The following is a 24,619-nucleotide window of genomic DNA, read 5'->3' as shown; positions in this document are numbered from 1 at the left end:
CAGCAGGACCTGAAATCCCGCTACCTTGGGTGTCCACTATTCGAGGCTAACCTCATGGAGTCGGCGGAGAAGGCTCTGGGTGAGGCTGAGGGGCGTGAGCGGGTGAAGATCGCGACGCGTGAGGGCATGTTGGCTGAGGCGCGCAGTCATCTGCAGGCCGAAGCCGCCAGCCACGAATTCAGCCCCCGCTGAAGCCCTGAACAGAAAATAGGCGAATAGCCAGGTTCTGCGGCGACGCCGGGCGGGTCAGAGAGGACTGCTCTTTGGCTATGACAACGCCCGGCGTTTCACTGCATAAGAATCATCGCGGTACCTACTGTCCCGAGGGTCCGCACGGCTTCCCGCTGCTCGTCGCCGCCCACCCTGGACCGCCTTCGTCGCCCTGACCGGAGTGGTGCTGGCGATCACCGGCGCCGAAGCACTGTTCGCCGATATGGGTCACTTCGGTCGCCTGCCCATCTCCCGGGCCTGGCTCTTCATCGTCCTGACGGCACTCGTCCTCAACTATCTGGGATAGGTCGGCCTGGACCTGCGCACACCGGGGGACATCGGCCATCCCTCCTTCGACCTCGTTCCCGACTGGGCGATGATCCCTGCAGCGGTCCTTGCGACCATGGCCACGGTCATCGCCTCACAGACTGTCATCGCTGCGGCCTTCTCCGCGATCCAACAGGCCGGACGACTGCAGCTCCCTCCACCGTTCGGCGTCGTGCGCGTGTCCCAGTTTTCACCCGGTCAGATCTACGTTCCGCTCGTCAACGCACTGCTCGCCGTCGCCGTCATCGCCGTCGTCGTGGTCTCCAACCTGACGAAGTTCCTTTCCTGCGGTTGGCTGCCGATCGCCATCGGCCGCGTCATCTTCGTCGGTGGTCTGGCCGGGCCGAGGGCACCCACCAGGATGCCCGGCACCGCGGTGTACCAGTGCCACTCCGTGAAGCTCGTTCCCGCGGCCATGCAGACCCTGATCAGACATCAGTCGGTCGTCCATGAGAGGGTGCTCATCGTCAAGATCATGACCGGGCACAAACCGTTCACCACCGAGGCGAGGCTCATCGAGCGAGGGCATGGAGTCACCACCATCGAACTGGACGACGGTTTCAGCCTGCCGCCCAAGGTGCCCGACCTCCTCAATCGAATTGAGCAGGCACAGTCGCGGCCGGCCGGCTCGCCGAGTGTGGCCGACGCGGTGTACTTCGTCCCCGAGGTCGCCCCTATCCGGGGGAGAACTCTCCGATGCGCCGCTGGCAGCGGGCCATCTTCATCAACTTCATGCGACTGCGTCCGGATCTGCTCAACCAATACCACCTGTCGCGTGATCACAGCATCGTGGTCAACCGCGAGGTCCCGATCTGAGCCGTCCCTTCGCACCGCAGCAGGGAAGCGCAGGGAGTACTGTCAGTCCAAGAGCAGGAAACCCTCTGACCGGAAGGACACCGCCCATGAGCGAAACCAGTGCACGCGTCGCCGTCATCGGCAGCGGAATCGCCGGAGCCAGCGTTGCCTTCGGGCTGGCTTCACGCGATGTTGCGGTCACCGTCTTCGACGATGCCATGGCCGGTCAGGCGACCGCCGCCAGTGCCGGGATCATCGCGCCGTGGGTCTCGACGAGCACCGGCGCCTACTACGAGACCTACGCCGCCGGCGGCAATTTCTACCCCGAATTCCTCGACCGGCTCAGCGCGCTCGGGATCCCCGAGCTGGGCTACCGCCGGTCCGGCGCCCTAGTCGTCAACGAGGATCCCACTTTCCTCGCCGAGGCGGCCCATCTCATCCGTGATCGCATCGCGGCTGCCGGGGCAGTCGCAGGCGAGGCGCATGAGTGTGACTCCGCGAATCTCAGGGAGCTGTTCCCACCGATCGCAGCGGACATGTCCGGGCTCTTCATCAGCGGGGGAGGCCGGGTCGATGGGCGCACCCTGCGCGACGCGGTCCTCACCGGGGCGAAGGCCTACGGGGCCGGACTCGTCGCGGACACGGCCCGAACGATCACCGCTGGAACTTCGGGCACATGGTCCGTGGGGACCACCTCGGCGGTGGAGGACTTCGACGCCATCGTCATCGCCGGTGGCGCGCGCAGCTCGGAGATCCTGGAGCGCCTGGGCCATACGGTGGCGATCACAGCGCAGCGCGGGCAGCTCATCCATCTGGGCCTGCACGGGGCCAACACCTCGTCGTGGCCGACGCTGCATCCGCTCGACCACCATTACATCACGCCCTTCGACGGCGGCAGAGTCGTCATCGGCGCCACCCGTGAGGACGGTGTCGGCTTCGACGTGCGCACAACGGCGGCGGGGCAGAAGCAGGTCCTCGATGACGCCCTGAGAATCGCTCCCGGGCTGGCCGAGGCGACGATTCTGGAGACAAGAGTCGGAGTCAGGCCCATGTCCACGCGTCCCAGTGGGCTGCCCTACGCCGGAGCCGTTCCAGGGGCACCTGGGCTGTGGCTGGCCTCAGGCTTCGGCGCCGGCGGGTTGACGATGGGTCCGCTCATCGGCGACGGCCTAGCCGCAGCGATCCTCGGACAGGAGGCACCGGCGATCGCACACCTGGGGCTGTGACCTGCGGCACGTCTGGCTTGGTAGTCTGAGGTCATGAAACCGGTGCTGCCCCGAGCCTTCCGATGGTTCTGGGCGGGCGAAGCCGTCTCCGGATTCGGTACCTGGATCACATTCCTCGCCCTGCAGGTCATCATCGTCGACCACTTGCACGCAGGAACCGTGGGCCTGGGCTGGATGAACGCCGCGAGGTGGCTTCCGTACCTGCTCTTCGGACTCATCCTCGGTGCACTCATCGACCGAGTCCGACGTCGACCCGTCATGATCGCAAGCGACCTTCTTCGAGCTCTGCTGCTGTGTGCGATCCCGGCGCTGTGGGCACTTGGCCTGCTCAGCCTGGTACCGCTGCTCCTCATCGTGGCCATCCTGGGAACGGCAACGTTGGTCAACGACAGTGCTTCGCAGGCATTCGTGCCCCGGCTCGTTCCCGTCGGCGGCCTGCAGGCGGCTCACGCGCGAATCGATGGCACGAACGCGGTTGCCCAGACCGCGGGGCCAGCTCTGGGCGGCGGGCTGCTTGCCGTCATCGTGGCACCGGTCGCTGTGTCGGTCAACGTGGTGACCTATCTGTTCTCCGCCGTCGTCGTCTCCCTCATCCGTGTAGACGAGCCGAGGAGCTCGCGCACGGAGGATTCTGTGAGACCGAATCTGCGCAGGGAGATCTGGGCAGGGCTGAAGTGGGTGTACCTGACGCCGAGTCTGCGTGACCTCGCGGTCTGGACGCATGTCTGGTTCGGCGCCCAGGCTATTCTCGCCGCGGTCAGCGCCGACTACTTCCTCGGAGCCATCGGCATCGACGCCCTCTGGTTCGGCATCGTCATGGCCGGAGGCGGGCTGGGGGGAATCATCGGCGCACTGATCTCACCACGCGCAGGGGAGAAACTGGGCAGTGGGCGAGTCGTCATCTTCGCCCACCTGTGCTCGGCCGCTGGCGCACTCATCCTGTTCGCGGCCACACCGCTCGCGGGCCAGCTGCACGGCGAGATGAGTTCGGTGGTCGTTCTCTTCGCGGGGGTGGGCCTGCACGGATTCGCCATCGGTCTGAGCAATTCACACGAGATGGCCTACCGGCAGTCGATCACCCCGGACGCGTTCCAGGCGCGGACGAATACGACGATGCGTTCAATGAATCGGGCCGTGATCGTCGTCGCCTCACCGTTGGCGGGAATATTCGCTGCCCTCACCAGCACGCAACTGATGTTGGTTATCGCTGCGGTGATCTTCGCACTGAGTGCGATCGGTCTTTGGTTCTCTCCGTTTCGCACGGCGAGAATCGGTACCTGAACCGCACAGGCCCTGTGTAGGGCACGATCAGTCGACGAATGGTGTGGTGACCGCCTTCGCCAGGGCATCGAAGGCACGGATCGTGGGGAAGAGCTTGGCAGCATCCTGCGGCAGGCCCCAGCTGGAGAGCTTGACGCCGACGAAGTTGGCTCCTGGGTTCATGTAGATCATCTGTCCGTGGATGCCCAGGGCGAGGAAGGCGTGCGAATCAGGAAACGGGAACCAGAACTGGTTGCGATACATTCCACCGGGCATCCGATTGTCATCGGGGCCCTCGGCGAAGGCCTTCCTGGTGTCGACATCGCCGGTGAGGGTGTCGCCGATCCACGAGGTCGGTGCCACCTGTTCACCTGTCAGGGAGACTCCGCGGTTCGCATACAGATACCCGAAGCGGGCAAGGTCGCGCAGAGTGGTGTTGATGCCGCCGTCGAACATGCCCACGCCGTACTGGTCGGTGGCGATGAGCGCATCGCGTTCGGCCCCGATCCGAGACCACAACACCCGCGACATGAGGGTCTGCATGCTCTCGTCTGCGATCTTTTCGCACACCCACCCCAGCACATCGGTCTCACACGAGCGGTATTCGTAGACTCCGCCGTGCTCGGACTTCGCGTCGAGCGTGGTCAGGAACTCATACATTCCCTTCGCTTGCCCCTCGGGGGTCTGCTCCGACCAACCGATCGACTCCTCGATCTGCCTGACCTCTGACTTCGGGTCGAGATAGTTCTCCGAGAACCTGATGCCCGAGCGCATGTCCAGGATGTGGCGCACAGTGGCTCCGGCATAGCCGGAAGAGGCGAGCTCGGGGACATAGTCGGTGATCAGACGATTCGGATCGAGATCCCCGGAACCGACGAGGACACCGGCGACCGTGCCGACCAACGACTTGCTCACCGACATCAGCAGATGCTCGGTGTCCGGGCGCATCGTGGAGAAATACTCCTCGGCGAGCACTGTGCCGTTGTGCAGGACCATCCACGCATCCGTGTCGCTGGCCTCGATGACGCTGCGCACACTGCGAGCCGCGGAGAACTCGGTCTTCGGAACCTCGACGTTGCCCAGGTCCTGCAGATCAGCGGGCAGTTCTGCCACAGGTCCGATCCCGCGCGAGATCGGCGTCGTGGGCAGCACCTGATCGACGTGCTGAAACGACCAGCGGACATTGTCGGCTTCCTGCCAGTTGTCCTTGTCGATGACAGGGGCCACGGGCACGGTCTGGTCCGGCGACGTCTCAGTCACTGTCCACCTCTTCGCAGTCGTTTCGGGTCGTCCGTGACGAGATTATCACCACAGACAGAAGTCAATCACCCTTCGCTCCAGGCCCGCCCAACGCCGGAGAGGGATCTTCTGCTGCGACTGGAACGCCGGCGTACATCGCACGGATGGAATCGATGAAGTGCTTGGCCCGGATGCTCAGGGCGTTCGGGCCCCCGGCCTTGGTCTGCAGCGGGTTCTTCGTCACGAGCACACCGAGGTCGGCGCCCTTCCACCGGTATTCGCCGGCCCCGTAGATGCGCAGGAAGAACACCTCGTTGCCGTTCTGCAGGGGATGCCAGTCAAGAGCGGCGCGCTTGTAGGTCAGAGTCCCGTACTGGTCGAGGTAGTACTGACCGGTCAGCGGTGAGTGGGTGATATATTCGGTGATGTCAGCGGTCTCCTTGATGACCATCTGGCTCCACTCATCAGCACCGGAGAGCTCTTCCCACCGCTCGTTGATCTCGGCGACATCGAGATCGAATTCGACGTCGAGGTACTCGAGCAGATGGAACAGGAACAGGGGGACGTCGGCGTAGGCGCCGGCGGTGACGTTGGTGATCGCTGAGGCACCGGAGATGCGCGGGTTGAGCTCACCGAGCCACACGTCGTCCGTGTCGAGGTCGACGAGCACATCGACTTCGAAGAAGCCGCGGTAGCCGCGTTTGCGCAGTCCCTCACCCATGCGCCGCACCAGCTCCCTGGCACGGGTGCGCTGGTCCGCGGTGAGCACGTCGGGGGTCATCTCATTGCCGCACCAGCCGCCCTTGTACGGAGTCAGCTCAGCGAAGCCGGCCAGCTCGGTGAGGAACGGGCCGACGACGACTCCGCTGCTGGTGATCACGGCCTCCACGGCCACGGGTGTGTTGTTGATGCGCTTCATGATCTTCAGCTCTTCGCCGATGATGTCGTGCTTGTGCCGGTTCCAGTCCTCCTCGGCGGCGATGAAGAACGTCGTCTTCCCTGAATCGCCGTAGGGGGTCTGGACGACGAGGTCGGTGCCCAGGTTCTCCTTCTTCGCCTCTGCGTTCAACTGCGCATAGGTGTCTGCAGTGGTGAGCACATTGGGCACGGAGTAGGCGCCGGCCTCGTTGCCGAGCTTCGTCGTCTCGATCTTCGAATCGAGCTGATTGCGCAGCGTCGCCGAGGGCAGGATGAGGTCGTAGCCGAGTTCACGGCAGATCCGCTCGGTCTCCTCGTCGAAGAAGACCATGGCGACCTTGGGCCTCTCACCGTGGGGCACATTCGTCGTCATATGGGCGCGCACCTCGGCGTTGAGGAGGAGCCAGTTGTTGATCGCTTCGCCGCTGTCGAATTCGACGAACGGCTTGTACCGCGGGGAGAAGACACGGGGGTGCCCGCCGTCCCAGCCGTCGTAGTACGTGATGTAGGAGAAGTTGCGGACCCATCGGTCGAGACCGAGGAGGTTGAATGGGGTCGCGCCGATGAAATAGATCGGCGTGATGTTGGTGCGGAAGAAGTGGCGCACCTCTGAGATGTTGCGCAAGGGCCGTCGCAACTGGGCCCGCTCCGCTTCTTCACCTGTGTAGGCGGCATCGGTGCCGACATGGACCTCGACATCGCCCGGATCCGGCGCCGAGGCGGTAGCCGGGGCAGGAGCCGGCACTGCAGAGGGAGCGCCTGCAGCGGCATCGGGAATGCGAGCCTCGGCCGTATTCACTGGTCGACCGGTGCCGGGAACTGCAACCGCGTCTTTGACCACACGCCGGTTTGCGCCTGCAGGATTGTTCGTCATCGCACTACTCCTTATGAAGACATCTGCTCTATCTGCTCGCACGTCCGTCCGCGTCATCGCGGCGATGATGCGAAAGGCCGAACGTCAAATGTGATGTGGACAACAACCTATACCAGTTTTCGGGGGCTGAGGACGATGGTGCACCAATTGAGTGAACCCGATGCGAATTCGGCGTCAAATCCGTGCTCTGAGCCATCGGTCGGGGCAATTCCCCGCGCATGGTGAGAGGCCGCTAGGCTGGGTTCACGACGTCTTTTCGAAAGAGAGCCACTATGCCGGTGAATACCGATAAGCAGGGAACCAGCTATTCCCTGCCTCGTCCCTACGAGGTGTCGAGGGAGGCGGTCGCGGAATTCGCGTTGGCCACCAATGCGAAGGCCGACTACCACTTCGACACCGGGGCGGCGACCGCCCTGGGCTATCACGACGTCGTGGCACCGACCACCTTCGCCGTGATCATCGCGCAGAAGTCTGAAGCGGCCTATATCAGTGACCCTGAGTCCGGCATCGACTTCTCCAAGGTCGTCCACGGCTCTGAGCAGTTCAGCATCACCCGCCCCATCGTCGCCGGCGACAGCCTGTCCGCCACGACCTACGTCGACGGCGTGCGCGCCGCGGGCAGCAACGCTATGATCACCACCCGCACCGAGATCACCGACGCTGCGCAGCAGCCGGTCGTCACAGTGACCTCGACCATCGTTGTGAGAGGAGACGGAGAATGAGCGTCACCGACCTGTCCCAGCTGACCATCGGAGACACCGTCGTCGAAGCCGAGATTCCCCTGTCACGGGCGTCGCTAGTCGACTATGCCGGCGCTTCAGGTGATCACAACCCGATCCACTGGTCCGAACGTTTCGCCAAGGAGGTCGGCCTGGACGGCGTCATCGCCCACGGCATGCTCTCGATGGCTGTCGTCGTTGCTCCTATCGTCGAGTGGATCGGCGATCCCGGCGCGATCGTCGACTACCGGACACGGTTCTCCGCGCCGGTGCTCGTCCCCGACGCCGAATCCGGCACCCCGGCCGCCCCCACCGCGACCCTGTCGATGACCGGAGTCGTCGGCGCCGTCGACGCTGCTGTGGGCACCGCTCGCATCGATGTCACGGTGAAGTCCGGAGACCAGGATGTGCTCAGCCGCACCCAGATCCGAGTCTCGCGGTGACGAAGGATCTGGCAGATTTCACGACATTCCATCTCGGTGGTCCTGCGGCCAATCTGCACATCGCGGAGACCAGGAACGAGCTTGTCGAGTTCTCTCGTGAACATCCCCTGAGTCTGTCGGCTCGACCCGCTGCCGATGTCCTCTTCATCGGCGGCGGGTCGAACCTCCTCGTCTCCGATGCCGGTTTCGATGCCGACGTCTGCGTGGTCGCCACTAAGGGTGTGACGATGACCGATACCTCGGAGACCGAAACCCGTGTCACCGCCGAGGCGGGGGAGAACTGGGACGAATTCGTCGCCTACACCCTCGGCTGCGGACTCTCCGGTCTCGAAGCCCTGTCCGGGATCCCCGGCTCCGTCGGAGCGACCCCGATCCAGAATGTGGGTGCCTACGGGACAGAGGTCGCCGAACTCATCACCTCGATCGAGGTCTTCGATCGTCTCGCCGGTCAGGTCCGCCACCTCAGCGCTGTCGAACTCGAATTCGGCTACCGGACCTCGGCGTTGAAGCGGGCGCAGCAGAGAACCGGAACAGCCCAGTACCTGGTGCTGTCGGTGACCTTCGATCTGCACCGCAGCTCAGACTCCCTGCCGGTGCGCTACTCACAGCTGGCCTCGGCGTTGGACGTCGAGATCGGGGAGTCGGTGCCGGCTACGTCGGTGCGCACCAGCGTAATCTCCCTGCGCAGGTCCAAGGGCATGGTCTTAGACCCTCAGGACCACGATACCTGGTCAGCGGGTTCGTTCTTCACGAACCCGATCGTGGACGATCCGGCCAAGTTGCCCACCGAAGCCCCCCGCTATCCGGTCACCGACCCGCTGAGCGGATCAACGATCGAAGGACAGACGAAGACCTCCGCCGCCTGGCTGATCGAACATGCCGGTTTCTCCAAAGGCTTCAGCGTCGGAGCAGGCCGAGCGAGCCTGTCGACCAAGCACACCCTGGCGCTGACGAATCGCGGCGAAGCGGCGACAGACGACGTTCTCGAACTTGCCCGCACCGTGGTCGACGGGGTGAATGAGAGGTTCGGCATCGTCCTCGAGCCGGAGCCCACGTTCATCGCCTGCTCACTCTGAGTCGGGTGTCTCCCGTGTCACCTCGTCGGAGAACCGCAGCTCTGCTCATCCTCCTAGCTGTCGTCGCAGTCGTGACCCTGCCATGGGCACTGTTCTCTGCCCGTGCAGATCTCAGCTTCGGGCCGCATGAAGCCCGCTATCAGATCACGTCCGACTCTCGGCTGACCGTCGACTTCGGTCCGCTGGGCAAACTGCTCGTGCCTGCGGGTGACTATCTGCCGCTGGGGCTGGGACTGACCGTCGATATCGGCCAGATCCCAGTCTCCGGAGCCGAGGAGGATGAGGGTGGCTCCGAACGGCGGTCTGATCGGGATGCCACCGAGGAATCGGACCCGGGAACCGGGGGAGGGGCAGTCGATGCTCTGGGCGGCGACATCGCCTCCTACGCCTCCCTGTTCTCAGCCCCGCAAGCGCAGGTCAACGAGGTCGTCGACGGCCTGACCACTGAGATCCTCTCTCGGTGGGCCCTGGCCGTGTGCTTCATCAGCGGTGTGGCCGTGGCCACGGCGTTCATCCTCGGACCTGTACGGATCGCAGGAATCGGGAGGGCCTTCGTCGGTAAAGAACTCATCGCCATCGGCCTGGTCGCCATCCTCGTTCTTACCAGTGTGGGCACCGCCGTGCTCACCCGACCCAAACCCCTCGTAGCCGATCCCGCCTTCGACGGGACACCGCTGGCGGGCGCCCAGGTCACGGGTCGCCTCGGCGGGGTCATCGATACAGCGTTCACAGCCGTCAAAGACTTCTCCGACGACAACGACGCCTTCTACGACCAGGTGCTGGTGAACCTGCGCAAGCAGTGGAACTCACGGCCCCTGAGCGGCAACTGGTCGGATCAGGGGATGGTGCCCCCTCACGTGGAAGACGATCGGGCGCTGAAGGCCGACGTATCGACGTTCGTGTTCGGCTCGGACCTGCACTGCAATATCGGCATGGCCCGGGTGGTCGGCGCGGTGGCCGGGATGAGCGACGCCGATGCCTACATCGACGGAGGCGACGTGACGATGACGGGCACCACGGCGGAGAACTACTGCCTCGACGTCCTCGACGACGAACTGCCGCAGAAGCTGCCGAGGATGATAGTCAAGGGCAACCACGACTCCACCGAAACCACGAAGCATGCGAGAAGTCAGGGCTGGAAGGTTCTGGACGACACGAGCGCAGAGATGAGCGGCGTGACCTTCTTCGGCGGACCCGACCCCAGGCGGACCGTGTTCGGATCCGGCCCGCAGCTCGAGACAGATCTCACAGCCGATCAGTATGCGCAGAAGCTCAGCGACGACGCCTGCGCGAGCGACTTCGACATCATGCTCATCCACGATGCGCGGATCGGGGCGCCGTCCCTGCGGTCCGGATGTACCCAGTACAGCCTCAGCGGACACTGGCACAAGCGAGTAGGCCCGGAGACCCTGGGCCAGGGAGTCCGCTACCTGAGTTCGACGACAGGGGGAGCCCTGGCGAACGCTCTGACCCCGGGGCCGCTGAAGATGAACGCGGAACTGAGCATCCTGCGTGTGGACAATCGGACCAAACGGCCCATCGACGTCCAGATCGTCACCGTCAGGCCGGATGAGACAGTCACCATCGAGCCCTGGAAGACCTTCCCGGCGCCGGTCCCTCTTATCGCTCAGCCACCCGAGACTGACCCCGTGAGCACAGACGGATGAGGGGGCAGAAGATCGAATTCCGGCAGAGGAGGGCGGCCGGTTCGACTAACGGCGGTCACAGACGGTATGCTCGTTTCTCGTGGTTGGACACGACTCGAGGAACACGAATCGAGGGTGTCGAATCGAAGGGGTGTGGCGCAATTGGTAGCGCAACGGTCTCCAAAACCGTAGGTTGCAGGTTCGAGTCCTGTCACCCCTGCGCAGTTGATATCTGCTTGAGTCATATCGGCGAAACGCCGTCCTCGACGGGCTTGAACAATTGTGCTGTCCCAATGGAACCGACCGAGTGAGGATGTGTGAGCGACACACCGGCAAAGAAGACTGGAGATTCGCCTAAGGGCGCCAGTCGTAAGCAGCTCGGGTTCTTCGGACGAATCCTGCAGTTCTTCCGCGAAGTCATCGCAGAGCTGAAGAAGGTCGTCACCCCGACACGTAAGCAACTGGTCAATTACACCCTGGTTGTGCTGGGCTTCATCATGTTCATGATGCTTCTCGTGGTGGTTCTCGACCTCGTGTTCGGCAAGCTCGTCGGATTCGTCTTCGGCGGAACACCGCTGTGGCCATTGTGGTGACTCACCCCCAGCGGTGACCATCAGGATTTCAAACACGTTGCAGACCCTTCACTCCCATATGGGAATCACTACACGCGAAGCGAGGAATTGATCGGTGTCGGATACCAGTTCACCTGAGCAGGAAACCCCTGAGACACAGAACGCCACTCCAGAGGAGTCGAGCGCTGCACCAGTGGGGGAAGACGTGGAGAACGAAACCTCCGCTGTGAGCGCCGACGACGCATCGACCGACGATGCTCCCGCTGACGAGACACCAGACGAAGACGCCGCTTCGGGCGAAGGCGATGCTGAAGCATCTGACGATTCCGCATCGACCGACGATGACAGCGCCGCAGCCGATTCCGATGACACGGAAGAGGCGCCGGCCGAAGACGAGGTCGATCCGGCCGAGGAGTTCAAGTCGGAACTGCGCATGCTGGAGGGTGACTGGTACGTCATCCATTCCTACGCAGGCTACGAGAACCGCGTCAAGCAGAACCTTGAGAATCGTTCCATCAGCCTCAATCTCGAAGAGTTCATCTTCGAGTCGCAGGTGCCGATGGAAGATGTCGTTGAGATCAAGAACGGCCAGCGCAAGCAGGTCCGTCGTGTGCGCATCCCGGGCTACGTGCTCGTGCGCATGGAACTCACCGATGAGTCCTGGGGCGCGGTTCGCCACACCCCAGGTGTGACCGGATTCGTCGGCAACGCCTACGACCCCACTCCTCTGTCCATCGACGAGGTCTTCACGATGCTCGCTCCGATCTTCGAAGAGCGCCAGGCTGAAGCCGCCGCCGCTGAGGGAGTGCAGGCCGAGCAGGCCGCCAAATCCGCACCCATCACCGAGGTGGAGTACGAGGTCGGCGAGTCTGTGCTCGTCAAGGAAGGCTCCTTCGAGGGCCACCCTGCAACGATTCAGGAGATCCGTCCGGAATCGCAGAAGCTCACCGTGCTGCTGTCGATCTTCGAACGCGACGTTCCCGTCGAGCTCAGCTTCGACCAGGTGTCCAAGCTCTGAGCTGATCTGCCACATGCGAAAGGGCCCGGTGAATACCGGGCCCTTTCGCCATTCGCGCCAGGTGATGCCTGTCACCGACATTTGCTCCAGGGTCTGCAGGCATGGAATACTGGTGTGGTTTGATCTCGGCTCTCATCGGAGGCCGTTTTCGAACGATGTGCCGTATTTCTCTGGCGCATCGAAACTTCAATATTAAGGACCGTATATGCCTCCCAAGAAAAAGGTAGCCGGCCTCGTCAAGCTCCAGATTCAGGCAGGTGCCGCTAACCCGGCGCCTCCGATTGGTCCGGCGCTTGCCCAGCACGGCGTCAACATCATGGAATTCTGCAAGGCTTACAACGCCGCCACAGAGTCCCAGCGCGGGAACATCGTTCCCGTTGAGATCACTGTGTTCGAAGACCGTTCGTTCACCTTCATTCTCAAGACCCCACCGGCTGCAGAACTCATCAAGAAGGCTGCAGGCGTGAAGTCAGGCTCGGCAACTCCGCACACCGACAAGGTTGCTCACCTGAGCGCCGATCAGGTGCGCGAGATCGCCACCACGAAGATGCCAGACCTCAACGCCAATGACCTGGATCAGGCTGACCGCATCATCGCCGGCACCGCTCGCTCCATGGGCGTAACCACCGACGTCGAGGCCTGAGGCCAGACATTTCACTGTGGTAGGGCTCGCGCAGCCCGCACCACGACTGCAAGGAGATAAGCAGATGGCAAAGCGTTCAAAGGCCTATGAGGCCGCGGCAGAGAAGATCGCCGCAGATGTGACATACGAACCGGCTCAGGCAATCGCCTTGGCCAAAGAGACCACGGTGGCAAAGTACGACGCCACCGTCGAGGTCGCTCTCCGCCTGGGCGTTGACCCACGTAAGGCGGACCAGATGGTGCGCGGCACCGTCAACCTTCCGCATGGTACCGGTAAGACCGCTCGGGTCCTGGTGTTCGCTGCCGGCGACCGTGCAGAAGCTGCCCGTGAAGCAGGTGCTGACTTCGTCGGCTCCGATGACCTGCTGGAGAAGGTGGCCAATGGCTTCACCGACTTCGACTCGGCTGTAGCCACCCCTGACATGATGGGCAAGGTCGGACGTCTAGGTAAGGTGCTGGGTCCTCGTGGCCTGATGCCGAACCCCAAGACCGGCACCGTGACCATGGATGTCGCTAAGGCCGTCACCGAGATCAAGGGCGGAAAGATCGAATTCCGCGTCGACAAGCACTCGAACCTGCACTTCATCATCGGGAAGGTCTCCTTCTCCGAGGAAGCGCTGCAGGAGAACTTCGATGCAGCCATCGACGAGATCCTTCGTCTGAAGCCGAGCTCCTCAAAGGGCCGCTACATCTCGAAGGCGACCGTGACGACATCGAACGGTCCTGCCGTTCCGATCGACGGTTCGGCGATGCGCGTGATCTGATCCCCTTGAGGGATTGAACCGCAGTCAGCAGTTCTGGGCGGGAAGTGAGTCAATCACTTCCCGCCCTTTCTGTTTCCTGAGAACCGACATACGGTCTTGCCCGGATTGGGTATCGCGGATAGATTGTGAGCACCGAAGACCACTGTGTGACAACCGCCGATGGGGGTGGACAGCTCCGCTATGCATTCGACTCCGCTGCTTCACGATGACTATCAGCGCATTGTTCGCCGCGCCCATGACAATCTGGCGTCCCTGACCGTTCCGGAGACTTCGGGCCCCGGAGTCCGTCCAGCCGTCCTCGAGTCCTGGAACCGATCTCTCGGCCGTCTTCGTGATCCGGGTGGAGTACGTGTGCGCATGGCCTATGAGGCAGATCAGCTCGCCGAGGTGAGGCGTCGTCATCCGTTCCACTCCATCATGGGTCTGCTGCAGTCGCATCTGATCGAGCCGGCCAAGGAGGCGGGACTGCTCGTGGCACTCGGTGATGAGCAGGGGCGTCTCCTGTGGGTCGAGGGTGAGCGCGCCGTGCGCAACCGTGCCGAGTCCATGGGTTTCGTGCCGGGCACCGACTGGTCGGAAGACGTGATGGGGACCTCCGCTCCCGGACTCGCTCTGCGCTCGCGCACTGCCGTGCAGATCAGTCAGGCCGAACACTTCTCCGCCGAGGTGCACTCGTGGAGCTGCAGTGCAGTGCCAGTGACTCATCCGCTGACCGGTCAGGTCCTTGGCATCATCGACGTCACCGGCGGTGATGACGCGGTATCGTCCATCGTCCTGCCGTTGCTGAATTCCACGGCTCAGGCCGCCGGCGCCGGATTGTCGAAGCTCTACACCCCGGACTCCGGTGGACTGTCTCCTGTCGGTACAGGTGACGGTGCCTATCTCGAAGTCACCGGCGCCCGTCCCCAGCTCTCGAGCCCTGACGGCACTCGAATCACGCTGTCGGGACGACATGCTGAGATCCTGCTGCTTCTGGCGTGCAACCCCGACGGCATCAGCAACGCCGGGCTCGCCGACCGGCTGTGGGCGCTCGGTGGAAGTGAAGTCACTGTCCGGGCGGAGATCGCGCGTCTGCGCAGAACGATTGACCACCTCGGCGACCTGCACCTCGATGCCCGCCCCTACCGACTGCGGGGAGACATCGACAGCGACGTCGAGCGCACGCACCGGGGCCTGGCCCAAGGGGACGTGGAGACCGCGCTCAACTTCTATCAGGGGCAGGTGCTGCCCGATTCCGATGCGCCCGGCGTCCGGGAGATCGGTGCTGAGCTGCAGGCGCTGATCCGAGAGAGTCTGCTGCAGAACGGAACCTGGCAGCAGCTGTGGCGCTATGCGGGGCTGGCCGAAGCTCGCGAGGATTCGGAAGTGCTGATGTCGGTGCTGCGCCTGGCCCCACCCGAAGCACCCGAACGCAACGCTGCCGTCGTGCGACTCGAAGCCCTCGGATACTGAATACGAGGACCTGGAACTGGCAGCTCTTCCTATGTGATGCAACCCACATGCAACGTTGCCCTGCGTAGTGTGCGGAGCAATCGGAGACAGACATCCGATCGCCGCATACGCATCAAAGGAGTTGCAATGACTGTTTACGCTCAGCCTGGTCAAGACGGATCGCTCGTCACCTTCAAATCACGGTACGAGAACTTCATCGGCGGACAGTGGGTCGCTCCCGTCAGCGGGAACTATTTCGAGAACCCGACACCGATTACGGGCAAGGCGTTCTGCGAAGTGCCCGCCAGCACCGCAGAAGACATCGAACTCGCACTCGATGCCGCCCACAAGGCGGCTCCCGCCTGGGGCAAGACCTCGCCCGCAGAGCGCGCAGTGATCTTGAACAAGATCGCTGACCGGATCGAGGAGAACCTCGAGATGATCGCGGTGGCCGAGACCTGGGACAACGGCAAGGCAGTCCGCGAATGCCTCAACGCAGACATTCCCCTGGCCATCGATCACTTCCGCTACTTCGCCGGGGCGATCCGGGCACAGGAGGGCGGCCTCTCTCAGATCGATGACGACACGGTGGCCTATCACTTCCACGAGCCGCTCGGCGTCGTCGGCCAGATCATTCCCTGGAACTTCCCGATCCTCATGGGCGTGTGGAAGATCGCTCCAGCCCTGGCCGCAGGCAACGCCATCGTCCTGAAACCTGCCGAACAGACTCCGGCCTCGATCCTCGTCCTCATGGAACTCATCGGCGACCTGCTTCCTGAAGGGGTCCTCAACGTCGTCAACGGCTTCGGCCTCGAAGCGGGCAAACCCCTGGCCTCGAACAAGCGGATCAAGAAGATTGCCTTCACCGGCGAGACGACCACCGGCCGCCTCATCATGCAATACGCCTCGCAGAACATCATCCCGGTGACCCTGGAGCTGGGAGGTAAGTCCCCGAACATCTTCTTCGATGACGTCAATGCCAAGGACGACGCCTACTGGGACAAGGCTCAAGAGGGCTTCACCATGTTCGCGCTCAACCAGGGCGAGGTCTGCACCTGCCCATCACGCGCACTGATCCAGGAATCGATCGCCGATCCCTTCCTCGAAGCGGTGGCAGAACGGACGAAGAAGATAGTGCAGGGCAACCCCCTGGACACGGACACCATGATGGGTGCCCAGGCATCGAACGACCAGTTCGAGAAGATCATGTCCTACCTCGACATTGGGAAGCAGGAAGGTGCTGAGGTCCTCACCGGGGGAGCCCGCGCAGACCTCGGCGGGGACCTGTCCGGCGGCTACTATGTGCAGCCGACGATCTTCAGAGGCAACAACAAGATGCGGATCTTCCAGGAGGAGATCTTCGGGCCAGTCGTCTCGGTGGCCACCTTCAGCGACTACGACGACGCAATTTCCACGGCGAACGACACCCTCTACGGACTGGGTGCCGGAGTCTGGTCGCGCAACGGCAGCACCGCCTACCGCGCGGGCCGCGACATCCAGGCCGGCCGTGTGTGGGTCAACAACTACCACGCCTACCCGGCGCATGCGGCCTTCGGCGGCTACAAGGCGTCGGGCATCGGACGTGAGAACCACCTGATGATGCTCGACCACTACCAGCAGACGAAGAACCTGCTGGTCAGCTACTCGGAGAACGCCCAGGGCTTCTTCTGAGTCCGTGCGACGCGGCCACAACGGCAACGACGCAGTCAATACATTCAACACACCACCAGCACAGTCAACATCACCACAAAGGAGTCAATGATGTCGGTAATGCAAGCAGCAGTAGTTGAGGGATTCGGACAGGATCTCGTCGTCGGAGACAACGAGATCCCCGAGCCCGGACCCGGCCAGGCATTGGTCAAACTCATCGCCTCGGGGGTCTGCCATACCGACCTGCACGCGGCACACGGCGACTGGCCGGTCAAACCGAAGGTTCCTCTCATCCCCGGCCACGAAGGTGTCGGAACCGTCGAGAAGGTCGGGCCCGACGTCACAGATGTCAAGGTCGGACAGATGATCGGAAACGCCTGGCTGTGGAGCGCCTGCGGAACATGCGAGCACTGCCGTCAAGGGTGGGAGACGCTCTGCGAGCAGCAGGTCAACGGCGGTTACGGAATCGACGGATCGTTCGGTGAGTACATGCTCGTCGACACGAAGTTCGCCGCCATCATCCCGGAGGGGTCCGACCCATACGAGATCGCACCCGTGCTGTGTGCCGGCGTCACCGTCTACAAGGGACTCAAGCGCACCGAGGTGAAGCCTGGGCAATGGGTCGTCATCTCCGGCATCGGCGGGCTCGGCCACATCGCCGTGCAGTATGCGGTGGCGATGGGGATGCGCGTCATCGCCGTCGACGTCGCCGATGACAAGCTGGCGTTGGCGAAGAAGCACGGAGCGGAGATCACGGTCAATGCCTTTGCTGAGGAGCCGGCCGACATCATCCAGGAGAAGGTCGGAGGCTCACACGGAGTGCTTGTCACAGCGGTGCATCCGAAGGCATTCGGGCAGGCGATCTCGATGACCCGCCGAGGCGGCACGATCGTCTTCAACGGGTTGCCTCCAGGTGAGTTCCCGGCTCCCATCTTCGACATCGTCCTCAAAGGACTGACGATCCGCGGTTCGATCGTCGGCACCCGTCAGGACATGGTGGAGGCCTTGGAATTCTACGCAGCCGGCAAGATCCATCCGACCTACAGCAAGCGTCCGCTCGAGGACATCAACGCGATCCTCGATGAGATGATCCACGGCAAGATCGACGGCCGAGTCGTCATCGAATACTGACCCGCTCGCCGGCTCAGCCACCTTCCGGGCGCTGCGCAACCTGTCTGCAGGTTGCTCAGCGCCCGGAATGTTGCCGAAGCGGCAGTGAGGGGCGTGGGGTGGGACGCAGGGAGTGGGCAAGGGTATGTGTCCAGCATCTCCGCGGTCGATTGGACTTGGTGGGAACACCTTCGATAGACTTCAACTACCCAAGACCGTCGGTCTTTTCGGTACCAACAGAATTCGCAATCGGATCCTGTTGCCCGGAAACGAAGACTCCAATCGAGTGACCTGCGCAGGTGAGCACGAGATTCTTTGTGATGAGTTCCTATGAACTCATCATTCGAAGCGTTTCACGCATACCTGCGTGGAGCGCTTTTTTGGTGTCGGACACGATCGGCGACTGTACGAAAGGAACTACCATGGCGAGGCCAGACAAGGCAGCCGCAGTAGAGGAGCTCAAACAGCAGTTTGAGTCTGCCGATGCTGTGTTGCTGACCGAGTACCGCGGTCTCACCGTTGCGCAGATGAAAGATCTGCGCGTTTCACTCGGTGAGAACGTCAGCTACGCCGTGGTAAAGAATACGCTCACTGCTATTGCAGCCAAAGAAGCCGGAATCAACGATCTCGATGAGTTCCTCAATGGACCCACAGCGATCGCATTCGTCAACGGTGAACCACCAGAGGCTGCAAAGGCATTGCGTAACTTTGCCAAGGCGAATTCTCAGCTCGTATTGAAGGGCGGCTACTGGGATGGCGCCGTCCTCAGTGCTGAGAATGTCAACAAACTCGCCGACCTCGAACCACGCGAAGTGCTGCTTGCAAAGGCAGCTGGTGCAATGAAGGCAAGCCTCCACCAGGCGGCTTACCTGTTCACCGCTCCGATGGTCAAGGCCGTGCGCACCGTCGACGCTCTCCGCGAGAAGCAGGACAACGCTCCTGCTTCAGACGCCTGAGCATCACCCCATAAACCCGGTCGCTCAATGTGACCACCAAAGGAAGGACTGGCCACCATGGCTAAGCTCACCCCCGAAGAACTCATTGAAGGTTTCAAAGAGCTCACACTGATCGAACTCTCCGACTTCGTCAAGAAGTTCGAAGAGGTCTTCGAAGTTGAAGCTGCTGCACCTGCTGCAGTTGCTGCTGCTCCTGCCGCCGGCGGAGACGCTGAGCCTGCTGAAGAGCAGACCGAGTTCGACGTCATCCTCGAATCGGCCGGCGAGAAGAAGGTTCCTGTCATCAAGGAAGTTCGTGGGCTCACCTCCCTCGGACTGAAGGAAGCCAAGGACCTCGTCGACGGCGCTCCTAAGGCTGTCCTCGAAGCAGTGTCCAAGGACGCAGCCGACAAGGCCAAGGAAACACTCGAGGGCGCGGGCGCAACCGTCACCGTCAAGTGATTTTCTCGGCAGCAGTCTGACTGCTGCCACAGCGAAGACCCCACAGCTGATGCTGTGGGGTCTTCTGCATTCAGTCGCAGGGGAGATGTTCCCAACTTGGAACGCCGCGGATTAGGGCCGGTGATCGGCCCATATTAATCTTGTGAGGTGACTGAGAAGACTGACGCGCAGACTCGCCTGCTCAAGGCGCTGCGCGCCCGCATCCGTGTGGGATGGGACCACGATCCGCTCTTCATCGATCGATCCATCGAACCGGGCCTGACCCCGCGCCAGAAGTCATCTCTGTCCCGCGCCTCGGCGGATGCGTCGACATCGGGAATTCCACATTTCATCGCGATCGTGCCCGGCCTTTCGAACTCAGATCAAGCGCAGGAAGGCTGGCCGCGGTTCACCACGGACCTCGCCTACTCGATGTTCGAGAGTTCCGGCGCCTCCCAGGTCATCGTCATCTTCGCCGAGGCAGGATACTCGGCCCGTACCTTCTCCTACATCGTCGACGACACCGGACCGACGATCCCGCCGGGCGCCGATGAGCTGGCGCGCTCGAAGACCGACCGCTTCCTGCCCGTCGAAATCGCAGTCCCGTACCATCTGAGCCTGCTCGTCGCGACGGTCAAGGACACCAAGCCGCCGCCCCCGCCGGACTTCGACCCGAGGAACGGCAGGACGGAAGACCTGGACTACATCGATGCCAACGATCTCCAATACGGTGATCCTGACGGCTTTGTATTCAAGGCCACGGCAGCGGCCGCATTCGGACTGGGTGCATGGCTTCTTCTGCGACGAAGCAAGTACTCCTGGCGGCAGAACCTCACACACAGTCCAGAGCTGGTGCGACGACGCCGGCTGCCTCAGGCCGTCGACTCGGCCCTCCGTGACCTGCCCGATCCCGCGGCCCCGTCCGAGGAGAGCTGGGAACTTCACGACCGGGGCCGACGCGTCCAAGCGGCGATCTCTGCGATCGTCGATGCTCATCCCGACTGGGCCAGTGACCCCGACTTCTCCCACCGCCATGCAATTGCGGCTCTGGTCGACACAGATCGCTGGGTGCGCAGGACCCTGCAGCAGACTCCGACGTCGAAGAAGGCATCGACGTCGCAGAAGAATCGGAAACCAGACGAGGAGCCGGACTTCTGCTTCTTCTTCCCGACTCACGAAGGTCCGATCGAATCATTTGTCTGGAAACAGTCGACGACCGTCCTGACGATCAGCATCTGCAGCGCCTGCCGAGCCGACCTCAACGCCGGACACGAACCGGAGTGTCTGATGGTGCCGAAGAATCCAGGAAGGAAGAGAGTGCGTCCGATACCGTACTATCAGCGCGACGACGCCTATGCGGTCTCGGGCTTCGGAAGCTTCACGGCTCTTGAGGACTCGATCGTCGCCACAGGAGCGCAGGCAGGCAGTGGTCGACGATGAGCACGTGGCACAGGTCGATCATCGCAGTCATCATCTTCGCAGCCGTCGCGGTCGGCGCGACCATGATCAGCATGTACCGATTCGACGATGCGAAGCAGACACGGATCGAAGAAGCGAAGAGTGACGAGATCAAGGTCGACTCGGTCTACGACGACCGCATCAAGAGCGGACTCGACCCGAACTACGACCGCTCCGCCTATCGCGAACTGGCGAAGAAACTCGAAGCGGACACCATCCACGTCGATGACTACCTCGCATTCGACGTCGACGACGCCGGCCTGGAAGCCGTCCGCAGCGAAGTCACGGACCTCGACTCGCCCATCTATGTGGCCTTCGTCAACCACACCATGCTCGATGACACCGATGCGAATCTGAACCTCAAGGCCGCACGCATCGCCCATGAACTCTCCGTCGACGAAGCCACCGTGCTCGTCGTCAGCCCAATCGGACAGGGAGTCGGATCGAAAGGCATCGAACGCAAGCTGCAGGACTATCCGGAGATGGGCTCCGATGACTCGCTGACCGAGACTGCTCTGATCTGGGAGCGGGCACTGAAGAAGACCCAGCCGCTGGAGGCGAGCGAAGCCGAGCCCCTTGTGGCCGAAGACAACTCGGACGATTGGCGCGAGCTCACGTACTCACCGAGTTCAGCATTCGGCGGCGCCGGTCTCGGCCTCATAGTCGGTGCAGTCATCGCCGTCATCGGCGTTGCCATCCTGGGCTATCTCCGTCGCGAGAAAGAGGCGACCGCGCAGGCGATGAGCCGCAGGTCCGTCAATCACCGGAACCGAAGGAAGTGACCGTGGACGCACATCAGATCGCCGAATCTCTCAAGGCGGATCCCTTCTACGTGGACGAGTCCGCGGCGGGCACCCTCGACGCTCGCCTCTTCGACAAGGCGAAGACCACCGCGGACGGACTGGACTTCAAGGTCTACGTCATCGCCGTGGACGATGAGGCAGTCGACCTCCAGCTGCTCAGGGACGTGGCGGCCGACCATGGAGGGCAGGGCTCCTTCATCATGGTCAGCAACACATCCGATCTCTACACCGAGGTGAAGCTCGATGCCGATCATGATCTGTCATATCAGGTGATGGATCAGTACTCCATCGCCCGGGAGCAGTGGAACGTCGGGTCGCCGTCTCTGTCGAAGCTGAACAAACTCCTCAACCTCTACGCCGACCCGCAGACGCGCACGGAGTCTGGCGAATCGACTACCGGGCAGGAAGAACCCGGCAGCGACTTTGCCGAGGACAGCAATGCGGACGGATTCTCTCCGCTGTTCCTCGGGGGAGCGGTCCTCGTGCTCGCTCTCGTCATCGCAGGGCTCTACCTGGTCCGCACGATCAAGGCGAGAGCGGCGGAGACGCGCAGACACCACGAATTCCGTCTGCCCAGCAAACTGCTGGACCGGGTCGACACTCTGCAGCGCGAGTCTCTGCGAGAGGACATCAACGACGACACGAATCGGATTGCGGAGAAGATCGATCATCTCCAGACCCAACGCCTCGATGGAGTCAAAGCCGCCAAGGTTGCGAAGGCGCTCGATGCCTATCAGATTGCGCGCCGGATCGTCGACGACGAGTCATCGGAGCGCATCGACCTTGCCGGAGCCATGGTCCTGCTCCGGCAGGCAGGACGTGAGATCGCCGAGGTGGGTTCCGGTCAGACGAAGAAGGCCGGCAACCGGGGACGCAGCAAGCTCCCGCAGAGTCTGTGCACTATCAATCCGTTACACGGAGAAGCGCGGTCGACGACGCGCCTCGATGCGGATGGCTCAGGGGTTCGGGTGCCCGTGTGCGGCAGCTGCCAGCACGATCGGCAGGCCGGCAATCGGCTCCAATGGATCTTCGACGGGAACAAACCCTACGTCGAGGGCGACAGCATCTGGGCGCAGACCCTGTTCGGAGCCATCGGCGGAGATCTCGTCACCGCGCTGCAACGCTCAGCCGGCTGACGTCTCCAGAGGGAGCGTGATCTCCCGGGGCAGACTCCGGTCATGGTCACCTGGCATGACACGAGCGGGCAGAGCCACCTCGGCGTCGGCCTGATTCATCCGCAGGCCATCGATATCGGCAAGCTGACGCTCCACGAATGCCCGGTCCACGGGCACGCCGTGGCCGGGGACGAAGAGAGCGGCCTCGGGGAAGGACAGCAGCGTCTGCAGGCTGCTCACCCACTCGCTCAATGATGCGTCGTTGCCCGCCTGTGGGGGATCGCCCTCCTCGACCAGGTCACCAGCGAACACGATTCCCTGATCGATCAAACGCACGACGAGGTCCGCGGTGGAATGTCCGCCGAGCACGTGGAATTCGACCCGGCAGTCACCGAGGTCGAGCCTGCTCGTCGACTCGGCCGCGTCGACGGGAGAGACGGTGACGATGAGGGAGTTGGGGTCTTCCGGCAGCTCAGATGCGAACTCGGCGGTCTCGGGCGCAGTGCGGACGGCGTCGAGTGCGATCCAGGCCGTCGCCTCCTGGTCTCGGGCGAACGAATCGGAGACGTGGAAGGTCTCCACCCCCTCTGCTGCCAGTGTGGAACTGCCGAAGAAATGGTCCCAATGATCGTGGGTGATGGCCGCATCGAGGGGATTCTCCCGGCCGTTCTCTGCAGTGCTCAGCTCCTGCGCCCGCTGGATGAGCCGCCGGCCCGTGCTGGGACCGGGCCCCGAATCGATGATGAGGCTGTACTGGGATCCGGTGACGATCCCGCAGTTGACCGCGGCCGGATTCTGAGAGAGAACACTGACATTGACCATGGGAGCAGTCTAGAATGTCAGCTCATGGAGATCACCCACATTCCGGCCGGGTCTCGCACTGATGATGAGATCGAAGGTATCCTCGCCGAGGTGGTCGACTTCGACACGCTCATCAACCGGGCATCGGGGCTCGGCACCGATTTCGACCCCCGGTCAGACGAAGTGCGCCAGGAGCTGGTCTCAGCCAACGAATATGTGACACATCAGACGTGGATCGGCCGCAGCGGTGGGGCCATCGTGGCCAAGGGCATCGCGTACCTCACTCTGCAGGACAATGTCGATGTCGCTGAGGTGTGGTGCTCGGTTCATCCGGGCCTGCGCAGACAGGGATTGGGATCCGAGCTGCTCCTCGCCATGGAGGCGTCCCTGGCCGACCAGGGACGCACCCAGCTGACCAGTTATTGCGAGATCCCGGCATCGGCTCGTGACGGAGATCTTCGGGGTGCGCACCTGGCCGCCGAATCCGGAGCGGGCAGTCTGCCGGTCGAGCACCCGGGCGTCGCATTTCTGCTCCGGCACGGATTCGCGTTCAAACAGCTCGAGCGGTGCTCCGTGGCGCAGACCACCACGGCGGCGAAGCTGCCCGCCGCCGAACTCGATGAGGGCTACACGATTGAGACATGGAGTGGGCCGACCCCCGAACACCGGCTTGACGCGATCGCCCTCTTACACCAGCGGATGTCCACGGATACCCCCGGTGCCGAAGAGTTCGGGGAGGAGGAGAAGTGGGACGCCGCGCGAGTCCGCGCCCTCAACGCGACACGAAGCGAGGGGCACGAGCGCCTCGGCACGGCTCTAGCTCTCAAAGGTGACGCCGCCGCCGGCTTCACCGAGGTCGCTCACTTCGAGGAGCGGCCAGTGGTGGGATGGCAGGGTTCGACTCTTGTGGCCCGTGAACACCGTGGACACGGACTCGGCACGGCGCTGAAGATCGCCAATCATGTGGCTCTGGGTGAGCGCGCCAGCGTGGAACGGATCTACACGTGGAACGCGGTGGAGAACTCGTGGATGCTTCTCATCAATGACAGGGCTGGATTCGCAACCTGGGCCTGGGTCGGTCTGTGGAAAAAACACCTTGCATGACTTGACCGATTGCTATAGGCTTGATATTTGCGTTGATCTGCC

The 24,619-nt window shown here is 62.8% G+C and carries 24 protein-coding genes, 1 tRNA gene and 2 pseudogenes; 23 read left to right on the top strand and 4 right to left on the bottom strand.

The genetic code is table 11. The annotated features are described in order from the left end of the window. A partial coding sequence (locus tag INT29_RS17525) for a hypothetical protein (protein WP_226842160.1) occupies window positions 1-192 on the top strand: 192 nt, incomplete at its 5' end. Between the two features lie 199 nt (window positions 193-391). Then, window positions 392-739 (top strand): annotated as a pseudogene (locus INT29_RS20275) (KUP/HAK/KT family potassium transporter); the annotation flags it as partial. Window positions 740-741: 2 nt separating this feature from the next. On the opposite strand, the gene INT29_RS17510 reads toward INT29_RS20275, so the two are convergent. Further along, the gene (locus INT29_RS17510; RefSeq protein ID WP_193072609.1) at window positions 742-954 is read right to left on the bottom strand and encodes a hypothetical protein; all 213 of its coding nucleotides are present in this window, start codon (window positions 952-954) and stop codon (window positions 742-744) included. Between INT29_RS17510 and INT29_RS20805 the strand changes: the two are divergent. The 3 genes and pseudogenes from INT29_RS20805 to INT29_RS17500 form a co-directional block, all read left to right on the top strand. After that, a pseudogene (locus tag INT29_RS20805) lies at window positions 899-1,144 on the top strand (KUP/HAK/KT family potassium transporter); the annotation flags it as partial. The gene INT29_RS17510 and the pseudogene INT29_RS20805 overlap by 56 nt on opposite strands. Window positions 1,145-1,439: 295 nt before the next feature. Continuing rightward, a complete protein-coding gene (locus INT29_RS17505) occupies window positions 1,440-2,558 on the top strand; it encodes an NAD(P)/FAD-dependent oxidoreductase (RefSeq protein WP_193072608.1) in 1,119 nt (372 codons plus the stop codon). Between the two features lie 33 nt (window positions 2,559-2,591). Next, complete coding sequence (locus tag INT29_RS17500; protein ID WP_226830858.1) at window positions 2,592-3,839, top strand: MFS transporter; 1,248 nt, start codon at window positions 2,592-2,594, stop codon at window positions 3,837-3,839. A gap of 27 nt (window positions 3,840-3,866) precedes the next feature. On the opposite strand, the gene INT29_RS17495 is transcribed toward INT29_RS17500, so the two are convergent. Both INT29_RS17495 and INT29_RS17490 read right to left on the bottom strand, forming a co-directional pair. Next, on the bottom strand, window positions 3,867-5,078 hold the full coding sequence (locus INT29_RS17495) for a serine hydrolase domain-containing protein (protein ID WP_193072607.1): 1,212 nt from the start codon (window positions 5,076-5,078) through the stop codon (window positions 3,867-3,869). A 61-nt stretch (window positions 5,079-5,139) separates the two neighbouring features. After that, window positions 5,140-6,849: a biotin carboxylase gene (locus INT29_RS17490; RefSeq protein WP_226830857.1), complete on the bottom strand. Its 1,710-nt coding sequence runs from the start codon at window positions 6,847-6,849 to the stop codon at window positions 5,140-5,142. A 272-nt stretch (window positions 6,850-7,121) separates the two neighbouring features. On the opposite strand from INT29_RS17490, the gene INT29_RS17485 reads away from it, so the two are divergent. From INT29_RS17485 to INT29_RS17405, 17 genes are all read left to right on the top strand, one after another. After that, window positions 7,122-7,571, top strand: a complete 450-nt coding sequence (locus tag INT29_RS17485) for a MaoC family dehydratase N-terminal domain-containing protein (protein WP_193072605.1) — start codon at window positions 7,122-7,124, stop codon at window positions 7,569-7,571. Continuing rightward, window positions 7,568-8,011 carry a MaoC/PaaZ C-terminal domain-containing protein gene (locus tag INT29_RS17480; protein WP_101574474.1) on the top strand — a complete coding sequence of 148 codons (444 nt, stop codon included), beginning with the start codon at window positions 7,568-7,570 and terminating at the stop codon, window positions 8,009-8,011. The genes INT29_RS17485 and INT29_RS17480 overlap by 4 nt, the downstream gene beginning before the upstream one ends. Then, on the top strand, window positions 8,008-9,087 hold the full coding sequence (locus tag INT29_RS17475; protein WP_193072604.1) for a UDP-N-acetylmuramate dehydrogenase: 1,080 nt from the start codon (window positions 8,008-8,010) through the stop codon (window positions 9,085-9,087). Before INT29_RS17480 ends, INT29_RS17475 begins: the two co-directional genes overlap by 4 nt. Window positions 9,088-9,092: 5 nt before the next feature. Then, window positions 9,093-10,754 carry a metallophosphoesterase family protein gene (locus INT29_RS17470; RefSeq protein ID WP_257930261.1) on the top strand — a complete coding sequence of 554 codons (1,662 nt, stop codon included), beginning with the start codon at window positions 9,093-9,095 and terminating at the stop codon, window positions 10,752-10,754. Between the two features lie 126 nt (window positions 10,755-10,880). Then, window positions 10,881-10,953: transfer RNA gene (locus INT29_RS17465), tRNA-Trp, on the top strand. Window positions 10,954-11,050: 97 nt separating this feature from the next. After that, window positions 11,051-11,326, top strand: coding sequence for a preprotein translocase subunit SecE (gene secE / locus INT29_RS17460; RefSeq protein ID WP_101574476.1), 276 nt, complete (start codon window positions 11,051-11,053; stop codon window positions 11,324-11,326). Between the two features lie 94 nt (window positions 11,327-11,420). After that, window positions 11,421-12,323, top strand: a complete 903-nt coding sequence (nusG, locus tag INT29_RS17455) for a transcription termination/antitermination protein NusG (protein WP_193072603.1) — start codon at window positions 11,421-11,423, stop codon at window positions 12,321-12,323. 205 nt (window positions 12,324-12,528) lie between these two features. Beyond that, the gene (rplK, locus tag INT29_RS17450; RefSeq protein ID WP_101574478.1) at window positions 12,529-12,966 is read left to right on the top strand and encodes a 50S ribosomal protein L11; all 438 of its coding nucleotides are present in this window, start codon (window positions 12,529-12,531) and stop codon (window positions 12,964-12,966) included. A gap of 64 nt (window positions 12,967-13,030) precedes the next feature. Continuing rightward, on the top strand, window positions 13,031-13,729 hold the full coding sequence (gene rplA / locus INT29_RS17445; protein WP_101574479.1) for a 50S ribosomal protein L1: 699 nt from the start codon (window positions 13,031-13,033) through the stop codon (window positions 13,727-13,729). A gap of 180 nt (window positions 13,730-13,909) precedes the next feature. Beyond that, window positions 13,910-15,181, top strand: a complete 1,272-nt coding sequence (locus tag INT29_RS17440; RefSeq protein ID WP_226842158.1) for a GAF domain-containing protein — start codon at window positions 13,910-13,912, stop codon at window positions 15,179-15,181. A gap of 126 nt (window positions 15,182-15,307) precedes the next feature. Then, the gene (locus INT29_RS17435; protein WP_193072601.1) at window positions 15,308-16,831 is read left to right on the top strand and encodes an aldehyde dehydrogenase family protein; all 1,524 of its coding nucleotides are present in this window, start codon (window positions 15,308-15,310) and stop codon (window positions 16,829-16,831) included. Between the two features lie 90 nt (window positions 16,832-16,921). Beyond that, on the top strand, window positions 16,922-17,941 hold the full coding sequence (gene adhP, locus INT29_RS17430) for an alcohol dehydrogenase AdhP (protein ID WP_101574482.1): 1,020 nt from the start codon (window positions 16,922-16,924) through the stop codon (window positions 17,939-17,941). A 401-nt stretch (window positions 17,942-18,342) separates the two neighbouring features. Beyond that, on the top strand, window positions 18,343-18,876 hold the full coding sequence (gene rplJ, locus INT29_RS17425) for a 50S ribosomal protein L10 (RefSeq protein WP_101574483.1): 534 nt from the start codon (window positions 18,343-18,345) through the stop codon (window positions 18,874-18,876). Between the two features lie 57 nt (window positions 18,877-18,933). Beyond that, the gene (gene rplL, locus INT29_RS17420) at window positions 18,934-19,317 is read left to right on the top strand and encodes a 50S ribosomal protein L7/L12 (protein ID WP_101574484.1); all 384 of its coding nucleotides are present in this window, start codon (window positions 18,934-18,936) and stop codon (window positions 19,315-19,317) included. 147 nt (window positions 19,318-19,464) lie between these two features. After that, the gene (locus INT29_RS17415) at window positions 19,465-20,736 is read left to right on the top strand and encodes a hypothetical protein (RefSeq protein WP_193072599.1); all 1,272 of its coding nucleotides are present in this window, start codon (window positions 19,465-19,467) and stop codon (window positions 20,734-20,736) included. Next, a complete protein-coding gene (locus INT29_RS17410; RefSeq protein WP_193072598.1) occupies window positions 20,733-21,536 on the top strand; it encodes a hypothetical protein in 804 nt (267 codons plus the stop codon). Before INT29_RS17415 ends, INT29_RS17410 begins: the two co-directional genes overlap by 4 nt. Window positions 21,537-21,538: 2 nt before the next feature. Then, window positions 21,539-22,693 carry a hypothetical protein gene (locus INT29_RS17405; RefSeq protein WP_226830855.1) on the top strand — a complete coding sequence of 385 codons (1,155 nt, stop codon included), beginning with the start codon at window positions 21,539-21,541 and terminating at the stop codon, window positions 22,691-22,693. Here INT29_RS17405 and INT29_RS17400 read toward each other — a convergent pair. Beyond that, complete coding sequence (locus INT29_RS17400; RefSeq protein ID WP_193072595.1) at window positions 22,682-23,494, bottom strand: MBL fold metallo-hydrolase; 813 nt, start codon at window positions 23,492-23,494, stop codon at window positions 22,682-22,684. The genes INT29_RS17405 and INT29_RS17400 overlap by 12 nt on opposite strands. Before the next feature lie 24 nt (window positions 23,495-23,518). Between INT29_RS17400 and INT29_RS17395 the strand changes: the two genes are divergently transcribed. Further along, complete coding sequence (locus INT29_RS17395; protein ID WP_193072593.1) at window positions 23,519-24,577, top strand: GNAT family N-acetyltransferase; 1,059 nt, start codon at window positions 23,519-23,521, stop codon at window positions 24,575-24,577. Window positions 24,578-24,619: the final 42 nt, after the last annotated feature.

It is taken from the genome of Brevibacterium sp. FME37, from assembly GCF_014897485.1.
Taxonomy (GTDB): Bacteria; Actinomycetota; Actinomycetes; order Actinomycetales; family Brevibacteriaceae; genus Brevibacterium.
The sequence above is the reverse complement of the archived record's forward strand: the minus strand, read 5'-3'. Positions and strand labels throughout refer to the sequence as shown.